The sequence below is a fragment of the Mesorhizobium sp. RSR565B genome (assembly GCF_054719465.1).
In genome coordinates, this window is the sequence record NZ_JBTTIE010000001.1 from 4,239,816 (window position 1) to 4,263,137 (window position 23,322).

21 protein-coding genes are annotated in these 23,322 nt (G+C 61.7%); 5 read left to right on the forward strand and 16 right to left on the reverse strand.

Annotation, left to right across the window (positions count from 1 at the left end; all coding sequences use genetic code 11):
• Nucleotide 1: 1 nt before the first annotated feature.
• The 13 genes from ACYG9R_RS20380 to ACYG9R_RS20440 form a co-directional block, all read right to left on the reverse strand.
• Nucleotides 2-418, reverse strand: coding sequence for a c-type cytochrome (locus tag ACYG9R_RS20380; RefSeq protein ID WP_023681113.1), 417 nt, complete (start codon nucleotides 416-418; stop codon nucleotides 2-4).
• On the reverse strand, nucleotides 399-1,277 hold the full coding sequence (locus ACYG9R_RS20385; RefSeq protein WP_023681114.1) for a cytochrome c oxidase assembly protein: 879 nt from the start codon (nucleotides 1,275-1,277) through the stop codon (nucleotides 399-401). Before ACYG9R_RS20385 ends, ACYG9R_RS20380 begins: the two co-directional genes overlap by 20 nt.
• Entirely contained in the window at nucleotides 1,274-1,615 is a 342-nt protein-coding gene (locus ACYG9R_RS20390; protein ID WP_023681115.1) for a hypothetical protein, read from the reverse strand. The genes ACYG9R_RS20385 and ACYG9R_RS20390 overlap by 4 nt, the downstream gene beginning before the upstream one ends.
• The gene (locus ACYG9R_RS20395; protein WP_023824783.1) at nucleotides 1,615-2,220 is read right to left on the reverse strand and encodes a cytochrome c oxidase subunit 3; all 606 of its coding nucleotides are present in this window, start codon (nucleotides 2,218-2,220) and stop codon (nucleotides 1,615-1,617) included. The genes ACYG9R_RS20390 and ACYG9R_RS20395 overlap by 1 nt, the downstream gene beginning before the upstream one ends.
• On the reverse strand, nucleotides 2,217-4,187 hold the full coding sequence (ctaD, locus tag ACYG9R_RS20400; protein ID WP_023824784.1) for a cytochrome c oxidase subunit I: 1,971 nt from the start codon (nucleotides 4,185-4,187) through the stop codon (nucleotides 2,217-2,219). The genes ACYG9R_RS20395 and ctaD overlap by 4 nt, the downstream gene beginning before the upstream one ends.
• Entirely contained in the window at nucleotides 4,184-5,197 is a 1,014-nt protein-coding gene (gene coxB, locus ACYG9R_RS20405) for a cytochrome c oxidase subunit II (protein ID WP_023824785.1), read from the reverse strand. The genes ctaD and coxB overlap by 4 nt, the downstream gene beginning before the upstream one ends.
• Nucleotides 5,194-5,727: a c-type cytochrome gene (locus ACYG9R_RS20410; protein ID WP_023824786.1), complete on the reverse strand. Its 534-nt coding sequence runs from the start codon at nucleotides 5,725-5,727 to the stop codon at nucleotides 5,194-5,196. The genes coxB and ACYG9R_RS20410 overlap by 4 nt, the downstream gene beginning before the upstream one ends.
• Nucleotides 5,724-6,515: a substrate-binding domain-containing protein gene (locus ACYG9R_RS20415; RefSeq protein ID WP_245260108.1), complete on the reverse strand. Its 792-nt coding sequence runs from the start codon at nucleotides 6,513-6,515 to the stop codon at nucleotides 5,724-5,726. The genes ACYG9R_RS20410 and ACYG9R_RS20415 overlap by 4 nt, the downstream gene beginning before the upstream one ends.
• Nucleotides 6,516-6,573: 58 nt before the next feature.
• Complete coding sequence (locus tag ACYG9R_RS20420) at nucleotides 6,574-8,451, reverse strand: methanol/ethanol family PQQ-dependent dehydrogenase (protein ID WP_023824788.1); 1,878 nt, start codon at nucleotides 8,449-8,451, stop codon at nucleotides 6,574-6,576.
• Nucleotides 8,448-9,230, reverse strand: coding sequence for a heme-binding protein (locus ACYG9R_RS20425; RefSeq protein WP_023712209.1), 783 nt, complete (start codon nucleotides 9,228-9,230; stop codon nucleotides 8,448-8,450). The genes ACYG9R_RS20420 and ACYG9R_RS20425 overlap by 4 nt, the downstream gene beginning before the upstream one ends.
• Before the next feature lie 273 nt (nucleotides 9,231-9,503).
• Complete coding sequence (locus tag ACYG9R_RS20430; RefSeq protein WP_023824789.1) at nucleotides 9,504-10,553, reverse strand: chemotaxis protein CheB; 1,050 nt, start codon at nucleotides 10,551-10,553, stop codon at nucleotides 9,504-9,506.
• 135 nt (nucleotides 10,554-10,688) lie between these two features.
• A complete protein-coding gene (locus ACYG9R_RS20435) occupies nucleotides 10,689-11,657 on the reverse strand; it encodes a manganese catalase family protein (RefSeq protein ID WP_023681124.1) in 969 nt (322 codons plus the stop codon).
• Between the two features lie 366 nt (nucleotides 11,658-12,023).
• On the reverse strand, nucleotides 12,024-15,176 hold the full coding sequence (locus ACYG9R_RS20440) for a GAF domain-containing protein (protein ID WP_023714655.1): 3,153 nt from the start codon (nucleotides 15,174-15,176) through the stop codon (nucleotides 12,024-12,026).
• A gap of 220 nt (nucleotides 15,177-15,396) precedes the next feature.
• On the opposite strand from ACYG9R_RS20440, the gene ACYG9R_RS20445 reads away from it, so the two are divergent.
• The 4 genes from ACYG9R_RS20445 to ACYG9R_RS20460 all read left to right on the forward strand — a co-directional run bounded on the left by ACYG9R_RS20445 (nucleotide 15,397) and on the right by ACYG9R_RS20460 (nucleotide 18,023).
• Nucleotides 15,397-15,651, forward strand: coding sequence for a hypothetical protein (locus ACYG9R_RS20445; RefSeq protein ID WP_023714654.1), 255 nt, complete (start codon nucleotides 15,397-15,399; stop codon nucleotides 15,649-15,651).
• 128 nt (nucleotides 15,652-15,779) lie between these two features.
• The gene (locus ACYG9R_RS20450; protein WP_023714653.1) at nucleotides 15,780-16,838 is read left to right on the forward strand and encodes an alpha/beta fold hydrolase; all 1,059 of its coding nucleotides are present in this window, start codon (nucleotides 15,780-15,782) and stop codon (nucleotides 16,836-16,838) included.
• A gap of 19 nt (nucleotides 16,839-16,857) precedes the next feature.
• Nucleotides 16,858-17,388, forward strand: coding sequence for a DUF1003 domain-containing protein (locus ACYG9R_RS20455; protein WP_023714652.1), 531 nt, complete (start codon nucleotides 16,858-16,860; stop codon nucleotides 17,386-17,388).
• A gap of 242 nt (nucleotides 17,389-17,630) precedes the next feature.
• Entirely contained in the window at nucleotides 17,631-18,023 is a 393-nt protein-coding gene (locus tag ACYG9R_RS20460; protein WP_023714651.1) for a response regulator, read from the forward strand.
• A 185-nt stretch (nucleotides 18,024-18,208) separates the two neighbouring features.
• On the opposite strand, the gene ACYG9R_RS20465 is transcribed toward ACYG9R_RS20460, so the two are convergent.
• The 3 genes from ACYG9R_RS20465 to ACYG9R_RS20475 form a co-directional block, all read right to left on the reverse strand.
• Entirely contained in the window at nucleotides 18,209-18,385 is a 177-nt protein-coding gene (locus ACYG9R_RS20465) for a hypothetical protein (RefSeq protein WP_023687819.1), read from the reverse strand.
• A 191-nt stretch (nucleotides 18,386-18,576) separates the two neighbouring features.
• Nucleotides 18,577-18,813, reverse strand: a complete 237-nt coding sequence (locus tag ACYG9R_RS20470; protein WP_023668023.1) for a DUF6894 family protein — start codon at nucleotides 18,811-18,813, stop codon at nucleotides 18,577-18,579.
• Nucleotides 18,814-18,832: 19 nt separating this feature from the next.
• Nucleotides 18,833-19,768: a Crp/Fnr family transcriptional regulator gene (locus ACYG9R_RS20475; RefSeq protein ID WP_245260109.1), complete on the reverse strand. Its 936-nt coding sequence runs from the start codon at nucleotides 19,766-19,768 to the stop codon at nucleotides 18,833-18,835.
• Between the two features lie 212 nt (nucleotides 19,769-19,980).
• Here ACYG9R_RS20475 and ACYG9R_RS20480 point away from each other — a divergent pair, with 212 nt between their 5' ends.
• Nucleotides 19,981-23,310, forward strand: a complete 3,330-nt coding sequence (locus tag ACYG9R_RS20480; RefSeq protein WP_032886946.1) for a DEAD/DEAH box helicase — start codon at nucleotides 19,981-19,983, stop codon at nucleotides 23,308-23,310.
• Nucleotides 23,311-23,322: the final 12 nt, after the last annotated feature.

Below are 23,322 nucleotides of genomic sequence, written 5' to 3' on the forward strand. Positions count from 1 at the left end.
TTTACCTCAAAGCATAGAGATAAGCGGCGATGTCCCGCGCCTGTTGCTCGGTGATCCTCGTCGACGGCATGGCCGTGTGCGGATTGACTTCCCTCGCCGAGCGTATCCAGCGGATCATGTTCTCCGGATTGTTTGCCAGCAGGCCACCGATAAAGACCCTGTCGGCAAGGCCACCATCCAGGCGGGGTCCGACCTGGCCTTGCGCACCCGGCACGCCGGGTATCGTATGGCAGCCGGAGCAGCCATTCGCCGTCATGATTGGAATGGCGCGGGCGCCTACGCCGCCGGTCGCCGCATCCGACTCGTGCCGGACGCGCTCGCGCCTGTCGGACCACAAAGTCGCCGCTGCGACAGCCGCAGCCAGCAGCAGGATTGCGGCAAGGGCGCCCCCGATCAGCCTACCCAGGTCGGAGCGCATGTGTTGCCTCCCTGGTTGCGCTGCTGCTTATCCAGAGGCCGGCGAGCAGCAGGGCGGCGCCGCCATAGATCAAGCCTGCCGGAACCCACATTACCAATCCGGCGAGCTGCTGGTCCTCGATCGCGGTCATTCCCCACAATGCCGCGCCGGCGCCATTCTCCGGATACCAGAGTTTGGGCGACATCAGCAGCAGGACACCGAGCAGGCCGGTATGAAGCGAGGTGAAGAAAAGATGCATGACGGAGTTGCCATAGGTTTGCTGTCGACCAGGGCGCGGTAGGAGCGCCCACCAGAACAGCAAGGCTGTGCCGAGGAAGCTCGCATGCTGGGCATAATGGAGAAAGCCCTGCTGGAGCGCTGCCTGGAACAACGCCGGAATGTGCCAGATCCAGATGGCGACGCCGTGAATGATCGTCGCGTTGAGGGGGCGGATGACCAGGGCCCAAACCGATTGCAGCGTCTTTGCGCGCGTGAGCTTGCCCGTTCCGCGGCGAAGTGAGGCCGGCAAGGACCAGAGCAGGACTGCGCCTGGGCACGCGGCGACAAGGAGAGGCGCCGCTACCGCCATCAGCAGTTCATGCTCGATCATATGGGCGGCAAACACCCGCTCGCCGAGCGCGTGGATGGGGCTGACCAGTGCTGCCGTCAGCACGCCCCAACCGGCGGCGAACAACAACGCCTGCCGCATCCGCTCGGGACGGCCTCGGCTGCTGCGGCGCCACAACCGAGTCGCTCCGATGGCATAAAGGAAGGCAATCGCGGCCAGCGGAAACGTGATGGGAAATGCGAGCGTCCATCCGGCCTCGGGCGCGCCGGCGCCGTAGCAGATCGAGGTCGAGAAGAACGCGTCGAAGCTCATCGCAGGCACTCGTCGAGAATGAGAGCCGCGCTGCCTTGCATGATGATGACGAGGGCAAACAGCAATGCCGCAAGCATGCCGAGATCGGCGACGAACTGCTCGGTGCTGCGCGTGCGCTCAGGCTTGAAGGCGGCGCCGCCCTGCCGCTTCGCCCGCCATGACAAGGCACCGCCGAGCAGCGAAAGCACGGCGAGCACCAGTGCCACGGGAAGTACCACCGGCACCTGGCGGTTGCACTGCCATGGTACGAGTGCGTAGTTCAGCTGCGTCGAGATTGCCCAAGCCATCGGCCCCGACAGAAGACCACCCCAGGACGTTCCCATTTTCAACGCACGCATCAGCCTAGCCTCGGCATCCAGTAGATGAGCAGATAGATCGGGATCCAGGTCAGCACCACGAAATCCCAATAGAAGACATTGTCGCCGACATCGCCGAAGCGCCGGCCGCTATAGCCATGGCGTGTGAACATCAGCACCGTCAAAACGATGGTGTCGCCGACATCGGTGATCAGGTGTGTGGTGTGGAGCCCGAGCAGCACCCAGAGCATCGAGCCATAGGCGTTCGTGTCCCAGTAGATGTTCAGCGCCGGGAATTCGAACCAGCGCACGACAAGCGGGGCCAGACCGAGCAGCGACATCACCACCAGCCCGATCCGCACCGGCACGATCGCGCATTGCTTGGCGTAGCTGTGGAGCATGTGGTTCGGCACCACGCTGATGATAAACAGGATGGTGACGATCGTTCCGGGCCAATGGTTGGGTTCCGGGGCGCTTAGACGCCAATTGGGCCACAAGGTCGCGAGATAGAGATAAGCGCCGGCGGCCAACGCAAAGCCCATCCCCTCCAGTGCCATGAAGCCGAGCGTTCCCCACCAGGTCGGACTCCGGGGGCCATGTCCAAAGGTCGGGAGGGCGGAAAGATCCAAGTTGGGACGCTGGTTCATTCCTCGTCCTCCGGATCGTCCTTGGGCCAGAACCAGCCGATCAAGGTGATGGCAATCGGCGCGGCGCCCCAGACGATCGCCCAGGGCGTGAAGATCGAATACACAAACGTACCGCCGACGGCGATTGCCGCCAGCAGCGGCCAGATCGACGGTGTCGCCGATTTCTCGCGAATGTCGGGGTGGGCTTCCGCCACGGTTGAGATCAACAGCTCACGGACATCGACGCGGAGTCCGGTCGCCACAGGCAGCGCCTCGCGTTCGGCCCAGAGCGGCTCGACATGTGTGACAATCGGAATCCGCGCGAAATTATAGCTTGGCGGCGGCGAAGACGTCGCCCATTCGAGCGTACCGGCATCCCAGGGATTGTTTCCGGCCAGTGCGCCCTTCAACGCGCCGTGTACAAGATTGAACGTGAACAGTACGAAGCTGAGGAAAAAGAGCACCGCGCCGGCGCTGATGAACAGGTTGATGTTGCCCCAGCCAAGCTCGGCCGGATAGGTGTAGACCCTGCGTGGCATGCCCCAGAGCCCGACGAGATGCATTGGGAAAAAAGCCGCGTTGAAGCCGATGAAAGCCAGCCAGAAATGCCAGCGCCCGAGACGCTCGCTCATCATGCGGCCGCTGATCTTGGGGAACCAGAAATAGGCGGCGCCCAGCAGCGGGAAGACCGAACCGCCGATCAGCACGTAATGGAAATGGGCGACGACGAAATAGGTGTCGTGCACCTGGAGGTCCAGCGGCACCGAAGCGAGCATGACGCCGGTGAGGCCGCCGATGACGAAGATGAAAAAGAAGCCGAACACGAACAGCAGCGGCGTGCGGATCACCGGCCTGCCGTCCCACAAGGTCGCCAGCCAGCAGAAGATCTGAACGCCATTGGGGATGGCGATCAGCATGCTCGACGCGGTGAAGAAGCTGGCGCCGAGCTTGGGTAGTCCCGTCGCGAACATGTGATGGACCCAGAGGCCGAACGAAAGGAAGCCGACGGCGATCAGCGACAAGACCAGCCCGAGATGCCCGAACACGGGACGCCGGGCGAAGACCGGGATGATCGCGGAGACCATGCCCGTCGCCGGCAGGAAGATGATGTAGACCTCGGGATGGCCAAAGAACCAGAACAGATGCTGGAAGAGCAGTGCGTCGCCGCCCTCGGCCGGGTTGAAGATATGTGTGCCGACCAGCCGGTCGAGGATCAGGAAGGTCGAGGTGATCATCACCGCGGGCATGGCGAAGACGACGACGAAGGAGGTAACCAGCATTGCCCAGACGTAGAGCGGAATCCTGTCCAGCAACATGCCGGGGGCTCGCTGCTTGAAGACGGTGACGATGGTTGCCACCGCGACGGCCAGTGAGGAAACTTCTGTGTAAGTGATCATCTGGGCCCAGACGTCGGCCCGCTTGCCCGGCGCGAATTCGGGGCCTGACAGCGGCACATAAGCAAACCAGCCGACGTCGGGCGCCATGTTGAGCGCGAAAGACACCCAGGCGAATATGCCGCCCGAAACATAGATCCAGTAGCTGAACGCGTTCAGGCGGGGAAAGGCGATGTTGCGGCTGCCGACCATCAGCGGCACGAGATAGATGCCTGTCGCCTGCACGATGGGCACGGCGAACAGGAACATCATGGTTACGCCATGCATCGTGAACAGCTGGTTGTAGAGGTTCGGGTCGATCAGACCGCGCTGCGGCCCTGAGAGCTGGATGCGCATGGCGACAGCGTTGAGCCCGCCCAGGCACAGAAACACGAAGGCGGTGATCAGATAGCGCCGTGCGACGACCTTGTGGTCGACGCTCGACAGCGCGCCGATGATGCCGGGAGGCGTGCGCCATGTCCGCGCCAGCCAGCGATCCAGGTTGGCATCGTCCATGCCGGTGTCGCGCGGTCCGTCATGCTCGGGTGCGACGTCGCCTGTGGCGGGCGTTTCGCGCGGCAGGTCGCGTTCGCTTGTGAGGTCCGCGCTGCTCATTTAAGCGCCTCGAGATAGGCGACCATGGCGTTGAGCTCGTCGCCGCTGAGCTCCACCACCGGCATGTGGGATCCGGGCTTGATGCCCTGTGGGTCGGCTATCCAGGCGGCGAGATTGCCGCGGCTCATGGTCAATGTCCCGGCGGCAAGCGTCTGCCGGCTGGCTATATGGGTGAGGTCGGGGGCGACCGTTCCTCCGGCAGGCGTGCCGCCTATTCTGTGACACATCACGCAAGGGCGCTTCAGAAACAGATCCTGGCCGGCCTTGGCCTCGTCCCCCGTCGGAGTAGCTGCCGGCTCCAACTGGTCGTTCCACCAGGCGTCGAACTTCGCACGCGGCTCGGCGATGATGAAGGTGCCCATGTTTGCGTGCTGCGCCCCGCAGAACTCGGCGCATTGACCTCGGTAAACACCAGGCTTGTCTGCCTTGAGGTCGAGCACGTTCATGTGGCCGGGAATGAGGTCGAGCTTGCCCGAAAGGCTCGGGATCCAGAAGGAATGGATGACGTCGGTCGAGGTCAGAAGAAGCCGCACCGGCTCCCCGGCTGGGATATGGATCTCGTTCGCCGTGGTCAGGATGCGGCTTGGCGTGGCATCCTCATAACGCACCTCCCACCACCATTGATGGCCGGTGACCCGAATGGTCAGTGCGGCATCCGAGCCGATCGCGGCGAGCGTCCTGTTGGCGAAGAAGCTCAGCAAGGTCAGTCCGATCAGGACAATGGCGGTCAACCCGACGGCGGTCATCACCGCGCGCAGCTTCCGGTCGTCGGCGCCGGCCTTGATCGCGAGCGGCTCCGCCTGCGCGCGCGACCGCATCATCAAGGGCACGACGAGGGCGATCATCACCAGCACCCACACCACGGCGCAGAGCGCGGTGAAGAACCAGATCAGCCATGCCAGTTCGCTCGCCGCCGGACCTTTCGGGTCGAGGGCGGATTGCCAGCCCGCGCATCCCTGGAGCAACAGAGCGCCGGCGGTGGCGAACGCCATCGAGACGAGACGTTTCACGGCGACTTCCCCAGCGTGGCCGCGTCGGGCATGCGGTTTTCCGACGGATGCGCCATCATGTCGTCATTGCGTTGCGGCGCGGCGGAAGACGGCGCGTTGCCGCTCAGCGAGCGCACGAAAGCCGCAAGCTCCCAGATCTGGTCGTCGGGAATCTTGTCGCGGAAGCTCGGCATGCCGTTTGGCCGACCGTCGCGGATCGTGGCATGGATGCTTTCGATCGAGCTGCCATAGAGCCACTTCTGGTCCATCAGGGCCGGCCCCATGCCGCCGCCGCCATTGGCGTGGCATCCCGAACAGTTGAACCAGCCGAAAAGCCGTTTCCCTTCGCTCATGTGGAAGGCGTTGGCCTCGAAGCTCGCCGCCTTGTTGTCGCTGGCGGGGGGGCGCTGTCCGCCGGGCTCCAGCGTGGTCACAGGCGTCGGCTGCTCGCCCGATCCGAGCGCCGATTGCGGGCGCGTGTCACGTTCCTCGCGCTGGCAAGCAGCGAGCGCAAGGATTGGAAACAGGAGCATGGCCGCCGCGGCTCTCATCGCACCGGGCTCCCCGGTGGATCGAGGCGGGGCACGCCATATTGTGACAGCAAGGCGTCTATCTCGCCCTTGTGCCTGGACAGGGCGCCATTGACATCGCCGCGCAGCGCATCGTCTTCGCGGCGGACGCCCATCGAGATGTCGTAGATCATCGGCAGTTGCGGTCCGTCGATGCGGGGCGCAACCGGCGTGATGCGGAGCGGCACCTTCTGCCTGGCGGCGAAGTAGCCGGCGAGGGGGCCCCAGACCACGGCAAGGTCGATCTCGCCACTCGCCACCGCTTCGACGATGCGCGCCGGCGGGTTGGGGGCGGAATAATCGCCATAGACCGGATAGCCGACGAGGTGCCCGACGATACCGCGGCGGCCAAGCGCCTGGACCGGAGGCGAATTGGCGCCATCGTCGCCGATGAGCTGAACACCGATCCGCATGTCGCGCAGCCGCGGATCATTGAACGATGCTACGTCGGGGCCGTCCCTGCGGGTGACGAAGACATAAGACGATCGGTAGTAGGGCGTGGTGGTGCGCAGCATTTCGAGGTTGCTCGGCGTGCCCGGCACGAGATCGCATAGACCGGCCTTCAGCGTGTTTCGGATGAAGCCGCGGCGCTGCGCCCACCAGGTATAGGTCAGCTTCGCGCCGAGATCGGACGCAACGATTTCGGCGATCCTGTTCTCGAAGCCCCGACCGGCCGCGTTGGAGAACGGCATGTTGTTCGGATCGGCGCAGACCCTCAGCTCACGTGCGTCGGCTGTGGCCGTCAAGAACACGAAGGCGATGGCGGCCATGCCGATCACCAGCCGTTGACACGCCTTTCGCGCCGGACCTACGGTCAAGTACAATCCATCAAGGCAGCCGGAACACATAAAGCGTGCCTCCCGAGGTTGTCGCGTTCTTCAGATCCTTCATGGCATTGACGAAACCGAGCGCGGCGGTGGCGTCACGCGGGTCAAGATCGCCCGATACAATGGCGCCGGCCCAGCCGCCGACGCCTGAGAGGATGGCGACATATTGGTGCCCGTCGGGACCGCGATAGGTGATGGGCTGGCCGATGATCCCGGACGAGGTCTTGAACTGCCAAAGCAGGTCTCCGGTCTTGGCGCTAACCGCCTTGAACCAGCCTTCCATCGTGCCATAGAACACAACGTCGCCGGCGGTCACTACCGCGCCGCTCCACACCGGGAAATTCTCCTTGAGGCTCCAGGCGGGTTTCTCCGCGGCGATGTCCCAGGCGGTGAAGGCGCCGCGATTACCGCCAGGCCCTGGTATCATGCGGACGTTCATGCCCACATAGGGCGTGCCGGCGATGTAGTTCACCTCGACGCCTTCTTCATCCATGCACAGATTGTTGTGCGGGATGTAGAGCAGGCCGGTCTTCGGCGAGAACGCGGAAGGCTGCCAGTCCTTGAGGCCAGACGCCGTCGGACAGATATCGCGAACGACCTTGCCGGTGCCGGTCTTCTTGTCCGGGTTTACGATCAGCCGGCCGGTTTTCAGATCCACACCTTTGCTGGAGTTGACCGGACCAAAGGGTTTTGCCGACAGCACCTCGCCGGTGGTCCGGTCGAGGATGTAGAGATAGCCGTTGCGCTCCGGCCGGATCAGCACCTTGCGCGGCTTGCCCTGCCAGGTCATGTCGAGCAGGATCTGCTCGTTGATGCCGTCATAGTCGTGGAGGTCGTGCGGGCTCCACTGATAGAACCATTTCGCCGCGCCGGTGTCTGGATCGCGCGCGAAAATGCCAGACGTCCACTTGTTGTCGCCCGGCCGCAAATCCGGATTCCATGGTCCGGGATTGCCGGTGCCGTGGAAGATCAGGTTCAGATCGGGATCATAGGAAATCCAGCCCCACATGTTGCCGCCGCCGATCTTCCAGGCTTCCGGCGGCCACGTCGTGACGCCAAGATCCTTGCCTTTGTCCATGTCGTAGTGCGGCTTGAAGTCCGGTCCGATCAGCACGTCCTTGTCCGGCCCGGTGCTATAGGCGATCCAGACGACATGACCGTCGCCGGCGTCGAGCGCCTTTACCCAGCCGCGAACGCCCATCTCGCCGCCGGAATTGCCGACCAGCACTTTGCCCTTCACCACAAGCGGCGCCATGGTGATGGTCTCGCCGATGTTGATGTTGCCGACATGAGTGTTCCAGATCGGCTTGCCCGTGTTCGCATCAAGGGCAATCGTGTGGCCGTCCAGCGTATTGAAAAAGATGCGCCCGTCGGCGAATGCCACCCCGCGGTTGACGACGTCGCAGCAGGCCACTCCCTGTGCCGCCGGCTCGGGATTGGGTTCGTACTTCCACTTCATCGGGGCGCCGGGCTTGGAGAGATCGAGCGCATAGAGGAAGTTGGGAAAGGGCGTCACGATATACATGGTGTTGCCGACGACCAGCGGCGCTGCTTCCTGGCCCTTGTTCACGCCTGTCGAGAACGTGAACGCGACCTGCAGGTTCTTGACGTTGCCTTCGTTGATCTCGGAGAGTTCGCTGAAGCGCGTCGACGCGTAGTTCTTGGCCGGCATCGTCCATTGGCCGTCATCGGGTGGCGAGGCTGCGGCTGGTGGTACGATCGCTGGTGTTTTAGGTGGCTCGGACGCAGCGCCCAAAAGCGGCAGGCAGGCGAGCAGCGTCACCAGAAGGATAGCGCCAAAGGAATTCCCGGCAGCCAATTTGCGGGTATGGCGTTCTACGTCAAGGCGCGTCAATGCCAACTGGGGCATAGCTTTCATTTATTGATCGAGCCTCCCACGCCGGCGCCGAGTTCGGCCGCGATGTCGGCCTCCGTTCCGGCACAAAGCGGATGGCCCCAGCCCGAAGCGCTTTTGCCGCCGGGGTCCAGATCGTAGACAATGGCATCCTTGCGATTTGGATTGACGCCTGCCGGGACCTTGTCGAAGCCGAGCGCCGCGCGGATACGCCAGGCGACATTGTGATCGGCGCATGAGGAGTCGCCTGAAACGCCGAGGCCGCCGACAATGCTCTTGCCGTCGTAGAGGGCAAGCCCGCCGCCAAACACCACGACGCCTCCGATCGGCTTGCCGACGAGCGGGTCGCCGGCGCTTCCGAACGTTTTGGGATCGCCCGTATAGGCCGCGGCCTGGTTGACGGGATTGGTCTCCTGCAGGCCAAATAGCGGCCCGCCCGGCTGCACCCCCGCATAGAGATTGGCCGTAGAGAGGGCCATCTGAGCCAGGCTGAGACCGTTGGCCGTGTTGGCTTTCTCCGCTGCTATGAGCCGACTTCCCGGCCATTGCGAGTCGGGGGTGGGGCCGCTGAACGCAATCGCGCAGACAGTGCCGTCACGGGCAACGATGGCTGCCCATTCGTTGGTTTCAAAGCCGCCATTGGCTGGTCCGCCGCTTGCCTTCACGTTGGCTTTGAGGGCTGCAAGCAGCTTGTCGTGGTCGGCCGGACAGGGTTCCTGCGCCATGGCCTCGTGCCCGTGGAACAGGCCACCCATCAGCAACAGCAGGCCAAAAAGAGGTACGAAAAGCTGCGAGCGATACATTGTCCTGGCATTCGTTTACATAACAAGGACCACCCCGGCAGACCGCAGAATGCGAGGATACGTCCAGTGCGTCAGTGCCTAACTCGCGTAATGCTTCTATGTTCCTGCTTTGCATAAAATTCATGCAGTTGGATTTGGGTGCAGGTGTTCAATCAAAGCATGGGACCTGGATACCCGTGGCCACAGGCCAAGCGGTGAGGCAACGCGGCTGATCCAGGAAAATGCGATCGGGATGGCGCAGACGCACCCGCCCTGACAAACCCTGTTGCCTTGTCACGGCGTTCGACGATGGATGATCTCTTCAATAAGTTTCGCGTCGGTTTCGTACTCCGCGGCCCGCGCAGCCATTTGGCTGGCCAGGCTGTGTCTTTCCCGCGCGGCTTCGCGTTTTGCCGTACGTTTCGCCAACTCAGCCCGCTGCTGGTGCGCTCTTAAAAGGCTCCAAAGAGCCTGTTCCGCATCGTCAGCCTGGGCCTGCATCAAAACGTCTGCCCCGAACGCATGTCCGGTGTGGCAGCGGTAACGGGTAATCGGCCCGTCTTCTATCTCCCATAGGGGGCCATGACATTCGGGGCAGACAAATGTCGAGGGGGCGCCAAGCTGGCCTTCGGTCAGTTCCATTGTGCTGTGCTCCTGAGCTGCAATCGCTGCCTCAAGGCGGATGCCGGACGGGATTTCTGGTGTCGGTCCTGCGATTTCGGAAGCAAGCCTGTGCAACAGGCCAGCCATTTCGGACAGAGGGACGCAATGGTCGATTTCCACATTCTGCAAGGCGCTCAGCGGCATGTCGGGTACTGCGGCGTCGCCGGGGTCCTGGACTACGCTGACGCCTCCGCACATCTTGATTGCGTGCAGGCCGGCGGTGCCGTCGGAGAGACTGCCTGTGAGCACGACGCCGATCACGCTGCCGCCAAAGCTGCAGGCCGCCGATCGAAACAGGGGGTCGATGGCGGGGCGCGCCAGGTTCTCGCGCGGCCCGCGCCGCAGCAGCATATGATCGTCGTGTAACAGAAGGTGAGCTCCCGGCGGTGCAACGAAGATGTGCCCGTTTTTAACCTTCATGCCGTTGGAGGCATTTGCAACGGGCATGTTGGCAGCGCGACCGAGAATGTCGCCGAGGTAGCTCGTGGGACCAACGTGCTGTACGACGAGGAGAGCCGCCGGGATGTCCGGCGAAAGATCGCGGACAAGTCTCTTCAGCGCGTCAACGCCGCCGGCCGATGCTCCGATTGTCACGATGCACCGGTTCTCGCAACCGTCGGGACGGACCTTGTCCGGCTGGCCCGCACGCTCCGAATCTGATCGTGGTGCGGCGGTGGCCATGGTTGCTTCACCCACATTCAGCACAGATGTCGATGCGAGCGCTCCGGCCAGTCCGTTGCTGGTCGGGCGCCCTGCCTTCGTCGGTGTTAGCTTCCGGCCGCATCGCGGAACATAGATGCCCGCGTCGGCTCTGTACTAACGCCTACGTGCGCGTTTGACAGCAGCCTCTGCCACGGCCGGGGCCTCCTGAATGCTTGCCGCGCCGCCGAAATCGGCGTTCTTGGTACGGCCAGCTCCCGGGCCTGCTCCTAGATCAGCGCCTGTTGTCGGATCGGAAGCCGGATCGGAAAGCGTACGGTCGGCCATCCTGGCCACCACCTTCATGTCTTTGGCCCCCAGCTTGACAGTTGCCAGGCCGTCTCCGCCGTCGACGGGCATCACCTCTTCAAGGTCATCGATCCGATCCCACTCTTCGCCGGAATTCCATGGGCCAGCGACATCGCCGTCGCCTTGAGAGGTGTTGACATACATGCTGGCGTACTTCTCTACGCCTGGGAGCTTGCCGGAAGGGAAATTGTTTTCGATCGCGTAGAGTGCTTTCTCGAACGACTTCTGGTGCGCGATCTCGCGGGTCATCAGGAAGCCGAGCGCGTCCTTGATTCCCGGGTCGTCGGTGATGTTGATGAGGCGTTCGTAAACGATCTTGGCGCGGGCTTCGGCGGCGATATTCGACCGCAAATCCACCGTAGGTTCACCGCGCGAGTCGACATAGGCCGCGGTCCAGGGAACGCCGGCTGAGTCGCACAGCGCGGGAGCGCCGCCGAACAGAATTGATTCCTTGGCTGTTGTGCCGCTGGCGCCGATCATCAGGTAAAGGTCCGCTTCCTTCATTTGGCCCTCGGCCAGCTGTGCCTTGAGCCCCTTGTTGAGCATGGTGACGATTGATCCCACCACTTCGAGATGGCTGAGTTCTTCGGTCGCAATATCGAGCAACATGTCGCGACGGCCAAGATCGTCCTCGCCAAGCCCTTGCGTGAAATAGCGCATGGCCGCTGCAAGCTCGCCATCGGCGCCGCCGAACTGTTCCATGATCATGCAGGCCAGGCGAGGATTCGGCTCCGAGACGCGAACGGTGTATTGCAAGCGCTTGTTGTGCATGAACATGGACATCTCTCCGGTTAGATCATCCGAACATCCCGGCAAGTTGATTGTTCCATCCGGCCATCGGCCAGCGAGCATTTTTACGGCAGCTTCAGTGTTGAGCATCGCAGGGAGCCAGAGGCGGCATTTATTCTCCGACCGGTGACCGGCGGCAACGAGATTTCGATCGTGCTGCGCCATCACGGCAATGAGCAAGGCCGCGGATGGGCAAGAGGTAGACAAAATCTGGAGGGATACTGGCTCGGAAAAGTGAAGCCGGGCCATATTAATACGATGTCGGTGTCGACACCTTCGGCCCGTTTCGCCGCACACCTTACGCGGCAAACGCCGGGTTCGGTCACACGGCGAGCGTCGCGGGCTGTTGCCCGTTCACTTTCGATCCAGCACCTTCCGGACTTTCTCTGCCAATTCGTCGATCGTGTAGGGCTTGGTCAAAAGTTCGGTTCCGAAATCGAGCGTGCCGTTGTGGACAATCGCATTTCGTGTGTAGCCGGTGGTGTAGAGCACTTTTAGCGACGGGTGCATTGTCTTGACCTGATCCACCAGCTCCCGGCCCGACATCTCCGGCATCACCACGTCGGTGAACAGAAGCGACGGCACTTGCCCGCTTTCGACGGCCACCAGCGCTTCGCGTGGACCTTGCATTTCCAGCACGGAGTAGCCCAGTTCCCGCAGCGCTTCCGCGGCCATCAGCCGGACGCGATCTTCATCCTCGACAACCATGATGATCTCGTCTGCACAGCCGGGGTGCTCGCCTGCCACGACGTCGATTTGGCTGTCGAGCACGCCATGGTGCGAGCGCGGCAAATATATTTTCAAGGTGGTTCCGATGCCCTGCTCGGAATAGATCTTCACACTGCCGCCGGACTGGCGAACAAACCCATAGACTTGGCTGAGTCCCAGCCCGGTGCCTTTGCCGACCCCCTTGGTGGTGAAGAACGGATCGAAGGCTCTTGCGACAACATCAGCAGTCATGCCCGTTCCTGTATCGGTGACCGCTATCATCACATACTGGCCGGAGGGGATCGCGTTCTCCCTGGCATAGCGATCGTCGACGTGGGCGTTTGATGTCTCGATCGTCAGCTTGCCGCCAGCAGGCATGGCATCCCTTGCGTTGACGCAGAGGTTGAGCAGCGCGCTTTCCAATTGCCCTGCGTCGGCCTCGACATGCCATAGCCCCGCGGCGAGCACGGTCTCGATCTGGATGGTTTCGCCAAGCGTCCGGTTCAGCAATTCGCTCATGCCGGAGACGAGGCGATTTGGATTCAGCCGCTTCGGCGCCAGTGGTTGCTGGCGGGAAAAGGCGAGCAGTCGCCTGGTAAGTTCTGCGGCACGTTGTGCTCCATCGATCGCGCCGGTTACGAATTGGTGGACGTTGGTATCGCCGTTTCTGAGCTTGCGCTGCACAAGGTTCAGGCCGCCGATGATGACGGCCAGCATATTGTTGAAGTCGTGCGCGATGCCACCGGTGAGCTGTCCGACAGCTTCCATCTTCTGGGCTTGGCGCAGGTGCTCTTCTGCTCTGGCGCGTTCCGCTACTTCATCTTTGACACGCTGTTCGAGCGTGCCGTTGAGTGTCTGCAGCGCCTTGAACAGTCGGGAGTTGTCGATTGCCGTCGCGGCATGGCCCGCAAGCCCCAGCAAGGCCGCCTCTTGCTGTTCGGCGAAGACGCCGATTTCTGGATGGCCAAGGAAGAGGCCACCCAGCACCTCGCCCGAACGCGAGACGACCGGCACGGCGAGATAGGAACGCACCGGCAGATGGCCCTCCGGCATGCCCTTGCGGGGCCAGTTCTTGCCGTAACGCGGATCGGTGAGGATATCGTCGGAACGCACCACGCTTGTTCCGCGGAAAGTGGGCTCGAACACCGCGGTGTTGCGCGGCATGGGAAAGTTTTCGAAAGCAGAACGAGGTGCCCCCGAAAGGGCGTAGAGCACATAGCTGTCGCCCTTGTCGTCGATCACATTGTAGAAGAAAGCTCCGAATTGTGCGCCCGACAGCACCACGCCGGCATCGGTTACCGTCTGGACAATTCGCTCCACGTCAAGCTCGGCCGCCACGGCTGCCGCAGTGGCGTTCATCAACTGAAGCTGATGCTCCACCCGCTTTCGCGCGGTGACGTCGACCACGGTGCCGATGAAGCGGATCGCACGGCCGGACTGGAAAAGCGCTTCCCCCGTTGCGGCAATCCAGCGCTCCTTGCCATCCCGAAGGCCGATCGTCCGGTATTCGATGTCGTAGCGGGAGGGGGTGCCCGGCGCGAGCGACTGGCGTACGGCCTCGTCGGCCCGTGCGCGATCTTCCGGGTGGAGGCCCGCCAGGAAGGCGCTTTCATATGTCACCTCCGCGTCCGGCGGCAAACCAAAAAGGGCTTTGCACCGGTCGTCCCAACGCAGCACTCCGCTGATGGGATCGTAATCCCAGGTGCCAATAGCGGCCGCGTCGGTGGCAAGCCTCAGCCGCTCCTCGCTCGCCCGTGCCGCCTGTTCCGAGCGCACGCGCTCGATGTGAGCCCAGGACCGCTCCGTCACCTCGGTCAGCAAGGACAGTTCGCGTTGCGACCAGACGCGGCGCTGCTTGTCGTGGATGGCCATCAGGGCAGTCAGTCGGCCTTGTTTGACCAAAGGCATACAGATGGTTGCCGTTATCCCGATATCCTGAAAGGTCTTCGCTTCCTCGGGAGCAATTTCCTCAAGGTTGTTGTTGATGATAAGCGGCTTGTTGGCGCTGAGGTTGGTGACAGCCAGGCGACCGAAATCGGCAAGACTGTAATATCCCCTGATGCTGGGCGAGCCAGGTGCGCTCCAATCGCCGCGGATGGTGAAATGGTCTTGGTCCTGCTCCATGTCGGCATAGGCGCAAATCGAGACGCCAAGATGTTCGCCGAGGAGCCGAGTGGTGATCTGCATGACAGCATCGGCGTCGGCCGCGAGGGCTATCTCCCTGCCGAGGCGGTCGAGAAAAGCAAGGCGTTCGGCGTTCTCACGGAGGGCCAGTTCGGCGCGAAGGCGTTCTATCGCCGTACGCGTCCGGTCCGCCACTGCCGAAATGAGGGCTATTTCCTCCGTCGCCCAGCGTCTGGGCGCGGAGTGGTTCAGGTATAACAGCGCCACCAGCCCGCCGTGCTCGGTAACGGGCATGTTGATGACGGATTGGGCGCTGATGGCTTTGAGTGCCTCCGCATGGCCGCTGGTTCGCGGATCTGTCTCGGCGTTTTCAAAGACAACGGTTTCGCCTCGCTTCAAATCCTCGATATACGAGCCGTAGTTCCTGAAATTCAGCGTCCCAGCCAGGCTTTTGATGCCTGGCGCGTTCCAGTCCCTGTCAATGGTGATCGTTTCTTTCTCTAGATCGATCGTGCCGTATCCGGCTCGGCTGATGCCAAAATGGTTCCCCAGCAGTTCCGCGGCTGCGTAGGCCAGTTCTGCGGGATCCGTAATCTCGCGAATACGGTCGCCCAGCGCTGCCAAAAGCTCGAAGCGCTGCAGTTCAGATCGCGGATTGCTTGAAGTGGCCCCCATTTCGCCCCCGTTTTGCCCGGACTTAAATGCAGTCTGCGGCCAAGAGTTCCCCGCAGGACGGCAGTTTCTTTGGCGGGCCGGTCAGCCGAACACGCCGCACCGGTCATAGGTTAATGACAGCTTGGCGCGCTGTGGCGGATAAAGGGGAAACCAGCGGGCACTTGACGAGCTACCGCTGGCTGGGTGCCCGAACCGCACTTCACTCGTTTGGAGACGTTTGATGCTTGACCGACCCATTCTTACGAATACGGACGCTCTCTATCCAGACGACCTGAAAACGCTTCGGTCGGTTTTCGACGCGCTGTGTCAGGAATTTGAGATTTCGTCGGACACTACCGCGGCAGAATCCATCGCGAGAGAGCTGGTCAGACTTTTCCAGACCGGGATGACGGAAGCGGCCATGCTGATCATTGCCGTGCGCGCACGTTGGCAGGGTGATTGGAAAATGGGAGGCAGCAGTGCTGCCCAGGCTTAACGGTCCCAACTCCATGGAGAAGGCCTACTTTAGCCGCTTGAGCCGGTTGTACAGCGTTGTCTTGTCTGGCGGAACAAGCTTTCGCCCCGAGAGTTGGGGTCGGCAGATAGTTTCCAACAGGCACGGGCATGGCGTTCGACAGAGATGGACCGAAACTCGCGACCGGGTTGCTCGCGGCCTCGTTGGCGGCGCTGGCGGCATACAACGCCATCCGCGCCAAACGTGCGATTGCCGGCCGGGCATGCGGACGTGTGATGGAGATCGATGGTGTGCGCCTGCATTTTATCGAAGCCGGAACCGGCATGCCGCTGCTTCTCCTGCATGGCAATGGATCCATGGCGGAGGATTTCAAGTCGAGCGGCATCTTCGATGAGGCGGCAAAGACCTATCGGGTGCTTGCATTTGATCGTCCCGGTTTTGGGCGAAGCTCACGGCCGCGCGGCCGGCGTTGGTCCGCTCGCGACCAAGCCGACCTTATACATGCCGCCGCCTGCGGGCTGGGTATAGAGAAATACCTCGTGCTTGGACATTCCTGGGGAGCTTGGATCGCCCTCGAATTGGCGCGCAGGCATTCTCCGTCGGTCGCCGGCATCGTGCTGGTCTCGGGCTACTACTATCCGCCACCGCGGCTGGATCTTGCACTGGCCGCACTCCCTGCATTGCCTGTGATCGGCACCGCGTTTCGTCACACCTTGCTGCCGCCGCTTGTAAGGCTTGCTTGGCATTGGGCAATGGAGAAGATCTTTAAACCCGCCGTCGTCGCCGGCGACTTCGCCGCACTCGCCAAAGATGTCGCCAGCCGCCCTTCCCAATTGCGGGCGGTTTCTCTGGAGACAGCATCGATGCTGGCCGCGTCCTTGTTGGGAAAGGCCAACTATAAGGACATTGCCGTGCCCACCGGCATCATGGCGGGATCCGGGGACCGGTTGTTCGACGCGCAACGCGATGCACGACGCTTGCACGCGGAAGTCGGTGGGTCTCTCCTTGAGGTGGTTCCGGGCGCCGGCCATATGGTTCATCAGAGCGCCCCGCAGGCAGTGGTCGGCATGGTGCACACTATTGCAGGAGGGCACGCCTTGTCCCAAGGGGGCCGTCGGCAGCGACCCAAGTCTCGTGCCGTCGAGTTCAAGGCAGATCCGGCCTCGTGGGAGCCACCGGCGATAAGCGACGCCGCTTGCACGGAATGATCTCCAAACGGGGCTTTCAATGAGCGACCAACGTCCAGCCGACATGCAGTCGGTGCTCCACCAGAACATACAGGCCCTGGTGGAGCACAGGCGACAGCAAGAGGAGCACCAAGGCGTTCAAGCGTGGGTCGCCGGCGCCGTTTCGCGCTTCGCGGGAAGCATGACTTTCGTCTATCTGCACCTTGCAATTCTTGTCGTCTGGGTCCTCGCGAACCTTGGCGCGATACCAGTCGTCCCAGCTTGGGACCCGACTTTCGTGATCCTAGCCATGGTCGCCTCGGTTGAGGCAATCTTCCTGTCTACTTTCGTGCTGATCAATCAGAACAGAATGGCCGCACACAGCGAGCGGCGAGCCGAACTGGATTTGCAGATCAGCCTTCTGAACGAACATGAAACCACGCGGCTGATCGAGATGGTGGCTGCCTTGACGGCGCGTCTGAATATCTCGACCCCGGCCGACAAAGAGCTGCCGGAACTCGCCGAGAATGTGGATCCCCAAAAGGTGATGACGCAGATCCAGCAAGCTTCTGGAGATCAGGAGAACGCTTGATCAAAGCGACCTCGTTGGCAACGGTTAAGCGTCGGCTACAACATGTAATTCAGCCTCATTGTCCAAGGCTGTCGAAGCAGCTAAGCCGGTGTCGGCCTTTTCCAGGGTGGCTTCCCGACGTCACAAGTCCGCCGCGCAATCGAGGCAGCGTAGAGCTTCGATACCAACAGGCTGCTGCGCGTCAGATGGAACCAAGTTGACGCCGAACTCGTATTAGCGGTGGCGGCTTGGGGAGATTCCGGATGAGCGAAGGTGCTGTTCTGATCGTCGAAGATGAGACAATGATCCTGCTCGACCTCGAGTCAGCTTTGGAGGAGGCCGGCTTCCAGGTCGTCGGCACTCGGAGTGCCGCCGAGGCGCTGGCGGCTTTCGACCCCGATCCGACCAAGTTCAAGGCCGTGCTCACGGACATCCGTCTGGGAGCAGGACAGTCGGGGTGGGAGGTCGCTCGGCACTTGCGAAGGTCCAACTCGACCATCCCGGTTGTCTATATCAGTGGCGACAGCGCGGTACACTGGGGAGCGGAAGGTGTGCCCAACAGCATAATGATCACCAAGCCCTTTTTTCTGCCGCAGATCGTAACTGCCGTTTCTCAACTTTTAAACGCGCAGCAAGGTGCAGAAACTCACCTCTAGGAATCGGACCGCGGCTCCACGAAACCACCGAACATTCTTTCTTCGGCCAATCGGCGCCGTCCGGCGTAAAGCGTTCGCGTCTGCTTGGGTCAAATGTCGGCGGCCTCAACCAGATGTCGACCTCAGCTCCTTTCCCTCGCCACCGGCTCGCATCCACTCGGAAGCCCTCCCGAAAGCAGGGGCGCTCATTGGTTGAGCTTTCGGTCGAGTTCATCAAGCAATGACCGATGCTCGCTGGGCATGTCCGCATCTGTCGGCAGATCCAGCAACTGGCGAAGCTGGCGACGATTGGCGTCCGATGAAATCCACTCCCGTATGAGGCGGGCTATGACCTTTTGTTGTGCCTTGCCGATTTCTTCCATGTTAGATTCCGGGCTTGTCCGTTGGACGAACTCGGCGGCTCTTTGATGGTTCCCTGTCCTGTACACAAATCGAGGCACAATCTATGGGTTAATGCATGTCGCTCAAAAGTGGCCTGGTTTTGAGACACGACATGCCAGTGGATGTTTGCAGTCCCAGTCCGCTCGCCTAACGCTGCGCGTAGAGTGCAAATTTATACGTTCGATTTTACCCGAAGCGAGAGGCTCAGCCGCAAAATCTTGGCGCCGTTTTCATCACGCACTTCGATAAACAATTGCTGCCCGTCGACGCTCTTCAGTGACTCTCTCGTGAGGTCGACAAGGCCCTCGAATCCCGCGCGGCGGACCTCTTCGAGGCCAGCGCATTCGACACCTATTTCGTCCTCGAAGATGAGATCGCCATCGCCGCTGTCGAAGAAAAATCGTGCCATCGGAGAGCTTCCGTCACTGCTAATCTGCGGGGTTCCTTTGGTGCAGGTAGGTCGTGTCGAAATCTCCTGCGTGAGTGAGGCCAGCCCAGTCCAGTGCGTGAACTTTTGATCCCGAGGTGGCAATGAGGCCTCTGCGTCGTAGTTCCTGGAGCATCCGGTTGACGTGGACCGTGGACAAACCCAGCGCATCGCCAAGGGCCGCCTGTGTAATGGGGATATCCGCCACGTGATCCTCAATGCGCCCCATGGAGCGCAAGCGAAAAATCAGTTCGCACAGGATGTGAGCCATGCGGGTGTATGCCTCGCGTCTTCCCACATTGATGACCCACTCCCTATAAATCGCGGCATCTATCAACGTCGACCGCCAAAAAGCGGTGGCGATGCGAGGGTGCTGGTCGCAAACGGCACGCAGGGTGTCATGCCGCATGAAACCTATTCGCGCCGGCGTAAGGGTCGAGAAGTTACAATCCATGACCGACAGATGCAGCCCATGCAGATCAGGAATGTCGCCGGCGACGAAGAATGATGTGATTTGTCGCTTTCCTTCGCCCGTATGTTTGGTGGAACCGACCAAGCCATCAAGAACGACAAACGAGTAAACAGGACGGTCGCCCTCACGCACCAGATCGTGGTTGGCCAAATATTCCTTCTCCTGGATCGGAATGCCTTTCAGAACGCCGATGTCGGCCTCTCGAAGATCCGAGATGGTCTGAAGCTTGCGAATGAGTACATCCGAGGATGAGGTGGGGAACAAATTGACTACCTGGCTGATGTTGGTGATCGAACTATTATCCGCGCCAAAAGTTCCGACTGGCATGGGGACATATGCGCGGCGGCAGAAGGCGCCGCCGTGCGGCATGGTCCCATGCCTGGAGCGTTTTGCCAGCGTCGAGCGTGGTTGAAGATCCCGGAATGATCGAAGCACCAGTTTTTTAGGACAGCCATAGGTGAGCAAGGCAGCAATGCATTAACCTATGACATAGGCTCGGCTAGAAATTTTCCCGCTGGGCAGCCAGCCCCAGGAGTTCGCCGATCACGGCGCAGCTTTGACCCTGTCGCTCCGCCCATTCAAGGGCTGCACCCGCAGCCCGTCCTGGAACTCTTTGATGCGCCGCCAGGAACGGGGTGGCTCCGCTGACGTTGTCTCAGTGGCAAGGTGAGATTTCAGTGAACAGGCATATTTCGCGGACGGATGTCGAACAAATCGATCACACGGATGACAGCGGGTTTGCGATAGAGCACGGCGGACCGCCATCCTCAGCAATCGCGGTAGCGCTGGCCCGTGGCCTGGAGACCAGTCGGGACAAGCACATCATCCATATAGCTCCCTCGGAACGCAGTGCCGAGGAGATCGCCGGCGCCTTGCGTCAGTTCCTGCCTGACGCGGATATAATCTTGCTGCCGTCCTGGGATTGCCTGCCTTACGACAGGGTGTGGCCCACACGCGCCAATATGGGGCGAAGGCTTCGTGCGTTGCGTGAGATCGCAACGAAGCCGGATCGCCCGCGCATCGCTGTAATGTCGCTCGAAGCCATTCTGCAGCGGGTGCCGCCTGCTCCGGTCATCGCTGGCGGTTTCACAATTCTGGAGGTGGGACAAAAGCTCGACCGTGACGATTTCAGAACCTGGTCCGAAGCCATTGGCTATGTCGTCGACGAGAGGGTCGACGAACCGGGTGAGATAGCCTTTCGGGGCGATCTCATCGATATTTTCCCTGCTGGCGCGGATGGCCCCGTTCGCGTCATCGTTGATCCCGATGCCTGCATCCGGCAGCTCAAGACCTACGACCCGCTCAGTCAGCTCAGCGATCAGGTTCGAGACTCGATTACGGTCGGACCGGCATCCGAGCTGATCTTTAAAGCTGGTGAGCATCCTGAGTTGACAGCGATGCGCACGACGTCGATGGAGGAGCGCCTGGTCGCATCGTATGGCGCTATGCCATCCGTCTTCGATGCGGCATCCAGCGCTTCGATCTCCTTCCTTGAAGGGACCGACGGGCAGCCGCTCGGCAGAATTCTGGATCTGGTCGAGGATGCACGTCGTGCCAGGCAGGAGGCAGCCGGAACGAAAAAACGTTTGCCGGGACGATTTTACCTATCCCGTGAAGAGTGGGACGCTGCTCTGCTTAACCGCTGCTGCGTGAGACTAGCCGTTTCTGCCGTGGGAGTTCCCAAATTCTTCCGCCAGGCCCGACCCGGGCATGATTTCGCGGAATTCATCAGAGGGCAGACGAGTGCCGGAGTCAGAGTAGTGTTCACCGGCGATGCCTCTGAACTGCAGCGAGCAGATCGCCTGCTCGATAGGAGACTAGGCCGGCGGGCAGAGGAAGCGGCCGACTTGCCGCAAATCCTTTCGGCCGCGAGGGGCTCTGTTCTCAAGGCTGAATTCGTCCTCGACGAAGGGTTTGTCGACGCGCAATCCAATATCGCCGTGGTGGCCGCATCCGACCTGTTTGGGCCCGCGTTAAAGGCGAGCGGGAGCGCGACCACGGGCATACTCGAACCCGAGTTGCGCATTGGCGATGTCGTCGTCCATGAAGACCATGGCCTGGGCGTGCTCGCCGCGGTCGAACAGGTCGAGTTGGCTGGCCAGCAACAGGATGTCGTCAGACTGGAATATCATGGCGGGGCTTCCTTGCTGGTTCCGGTCGACGACTTTGGACGAATATGGCGCTACGGCTCGGAACCGGAGGCAGTGTCGCTTGATCGCCTCAAAGGCGAGGGCTGGCCGAAGCGACGCGAAGCTGCGTTGCGCGAGATCGACAGGCTGGCCAAACGCCTCTTGAGTCTTGCCAAAATCAGGTCCAGCCAGCCTGCCGAGATCATAAAGCCCTCCCGCACGGACTTGGCCCGTTTTGCGGCGAGATTTCCCTATACGGAGACGCCCGACCAAGCGGCCGCCATCCGCGCTGTGCTCGATGATCTTTCGTCGGGAAGAACAATGAACCGGCTCGTCTGCGGCGATGTCGGCTTCGGCAAGACAGAGGTCGCCCTGCGTGCTTGCGCCGCCGCGGCTTTCTGCGGGAAACAGGTTGCTATCATAGCGCCGACAACTGTGTTGGCACGACAGCACTATGAGACGTTCAGCCGCCGCTTCGCAGGAACCGGCCTGCAGGTCGCCCACCTTTCTAGGATGGTCGGGGCAGCGGAGGCGAGAGCGGCAAAAGAGGGTCTGCGGAGCGGCCAGGTTGCGGTCGTTGTGGGTACTCAGGCCCTGGCGTCCAGGAGCGTCACCTTCGCCAATCTTGGACTGCTGGTGATCGACGAGGAGCACCGGTTCGGGGTCAAGTTGAAGCGGGCCCTGCGGACCATGACGCCTCGCCTCCATACGCTGAGCATGAGCGCCACACCGATACCCCGGACGCTGCAATCGGCGTTGTCGGGCATCCAGGACGTCAGCGTTCTAAACTCTCCGCCCGCCAAACGACGTCCCGTTCGCACGATCTTGGCAGCGTTCGATCCAGCATCGGTGCGCGCGGCCCTCCTGCGTGAATTTCACCGGGGTGGACAGAGCTTCTTCGTGGTCCCGCGGATCGAGGATATTGCCCCGGCCTGTGACCAGCTGAACAGACTGGTGCCGGAACTCGGGGTCAAGACGGCGCATGGTGAAATGAAGGGGAGACAGCTGGACGAAGTCATGGTCGGATTCGCCGACGGTGATGGCGACATTTTGTTGAGCACCGACATCATCGAGAGCGGCCTCGATGTGCCGCGGGCCAACACCGTCATCGTTTGGCGCCCCGACCGGTTCGGTCTGGCGCAGTTGCACCAGTTGCGGGGCCGGGTCGGAAGGGGGGCGGTGCAGGCCGTTGCGTTTCTTCTGACCCAGCCTGGCGTTGAACTGGCCGACGGCACCAGGGCCCGGCTTTCGACGATGCTTGCGCTCGATCGGCTCGGCTCCGGCCTGGCAATCAGTCAAAGAGACCTCGACCTGCGTGGCGCCGGAGATCTTTTCGGCGAAGACCAGGCCGGGCATATGAAGCTGATCGGAGTGGGCTTGTACGAGCACTTGCTGGAGCGGGCGGTCTCGGCGGCTGGCGGAGGGGCCAACTTCAGCAAGCAACTTGCCGAGATCAATGGCTCGGGAAAGGGGGCTTTTCCCGAGAGCTATGTCGACGAGCCTACGGTGCGCGTTGGCCTCTATGCGCGGCTCTCCCGCATCCGTTCGGAGCCGGACCTCGATACATTCAGCGAAGAGCTCGAGGACCGCTTTGGAGACATGCCTGGCGAAGTAGCCCTTTTGCTGGAATTTACCAGGTTGCGAATAGCAGCGTCGGAATTGGGCGTCGGCAAAGTCGATGTCGGTCCCGAGGCCATCGCGATCACCCCTCGGAACAAGCCGTCGGCGTCCCAATGGCGGAACAGCAAGGCGTTGGGCCTGGACTACCGGAACGGCCGCCTGATTTTCAGGCCTATCCAGCCCAGCGTCTCAGGCATCGATGCGGTTCGCTTAGCGCTTGATGCCCTACGCGCAGCCCAGCCAAAGCACGAGATCTGACGAGCCTTTTGT

What these genes read in the sequence shown, in the direction of transcription:
- ACYG9R_RS20380 (WP_023681113.1), bottom strand. Translation starts at nt 418, where the DNA reads ATGCGCTCCGACCTGGGTAGGCTGATCGGGGGCGCCCTTGCCGCAATC.
- ACYG9R_RS20385 (WP_023681114.1), bottom strand. Translation starts at nt 1,277, where the DNA reads ATGAGCTTCGACGCGTTCTTCTCGACCTCGATCTGCTACGGCGCCGGC.
- ACYG9R_RS20390 (WP_023681115.1), bottom strand. Translation starts at nt 1,615, where the DNA reads ATGCGTGCGTTGAAAATGGGAACGTCCTGGGGTGGTCTTCTGTCGGGG.
- ACYG9R_RS20395 (WP_023824783.1), bottom strand. Translation starts at nt 2,220, where the DNA reads ATGAACCAGCGTCCCAACTTGGATCTTTCCGCCCTCCCGACCTTTGGA.
- ctaD (WP_023824784.1), bottom strand. Translation starts at nt 4,187, where the DNA reads ATGAGCAGCGCGGACCTCACAAGCGAACGCGACCTGCCGCGCGAAACG.
- ACYG9R_RS20410 (WP_023824786.1), bottom strand. Translation starts at nt 5,727, where the DNA reads ATGAGAGCCGCGGCGGCCATGCTCCTGTTTCCAATCCTTGCGCTCGCT.
- ACYG9R_RS20415 (WP_245260108.1), bottom strand. Translation starts at nt 6,515, where the DNA reads ATGGCCGCCATCGCCTTCGTGTTCTTGACGGCCACAGCCGACGCACGT.
- ACYG9R_RS20420 (WP_023824788.1), bottom strand. Translation starts at nt 8,451, where the DNA reads ATGAAAGCTATGCCCCAGTTGGCATTGACGCGCCTTGACGTAGAACGC.
- ACYG9R_RS20425 (WP_023712209.1), bottom strand. Translation starts at nt 9,230, where the DNA reads ATGTATCGCTCGCAGCTTTTCGTACCTCTTTTTGGCCTGCTGTTGCTG.
- ACYG9R_RS20430 (WP_023824789.1), bottom strand. Translation starts at nt 10,553, where the DNA reads ATGGCCACCGCCGCACCACGATCAGATTCGGAGCGTGCGGGCCAGCCG.
- ACYG9R_RS20435 (WP_023681124.1), bottom strand. Translation starts at nt 11,657, where the DNA reads ATGTTCATGCACAACAAGCGCTTGCAATACACCGTTCGCGTCTCGGAG.
- ACYG9R_RS20440 (WP_023714655.1), bottom strand. Translation starts at nt 15,176, where the DNA reads ATGGGGGCCACTTCAAGCAATCCGCGATCTGAACTGCAGCGCTTCGAG.
- ACYG9R_RS20445 (WP_023714654.1), top strand. Translation starts at nt 15,397, where the DNA reads ATGCTTGACCGACCCATTCTTACGAATACGGACGCTCTCTATCCAGAC.
- ACYG9R_RS20450 (WP_023714653.1), top strand. Translation starts at nt 15,780, where the DNA reads ATGGCGTTCGACAGAGATGGACCGAAACTCGCGACCGGGTTGCTCGCG.
- ACYG9R_RS20455 (WP_023714652.1), top strand. Translation starts at nt 16,858, where the DNA reads ATGAGCGACCAACGTCCAGCCGACATGCAGTCGGTGCTCCACCAGAAC.
- ACYG9R_RS20460 (WP_023714651.1), top strand. Translation starts at nt 17,631, where the DNA reads ATGAGCGAAGGTGCTGTTCTGATCGTCGAAGATGAGACAATGATCCTG.
- ACYG9R_RS20465 (WP_023687819.1), bottom strand. Translation starts at nt 18,385, where the DNA reads ATGGAAGAAATCGGCAAGGCACAACAAAAGGTCATAGCCCGCCTCATA.
- ACYG9R_RS20470 (WP_023668023.1), bottom strand. Translation starts at nt 18,813, where the DNA reads ATGGCACGATTTTTCTTCGACAGCGGCGATGGCGATCTCATCTTCGAG.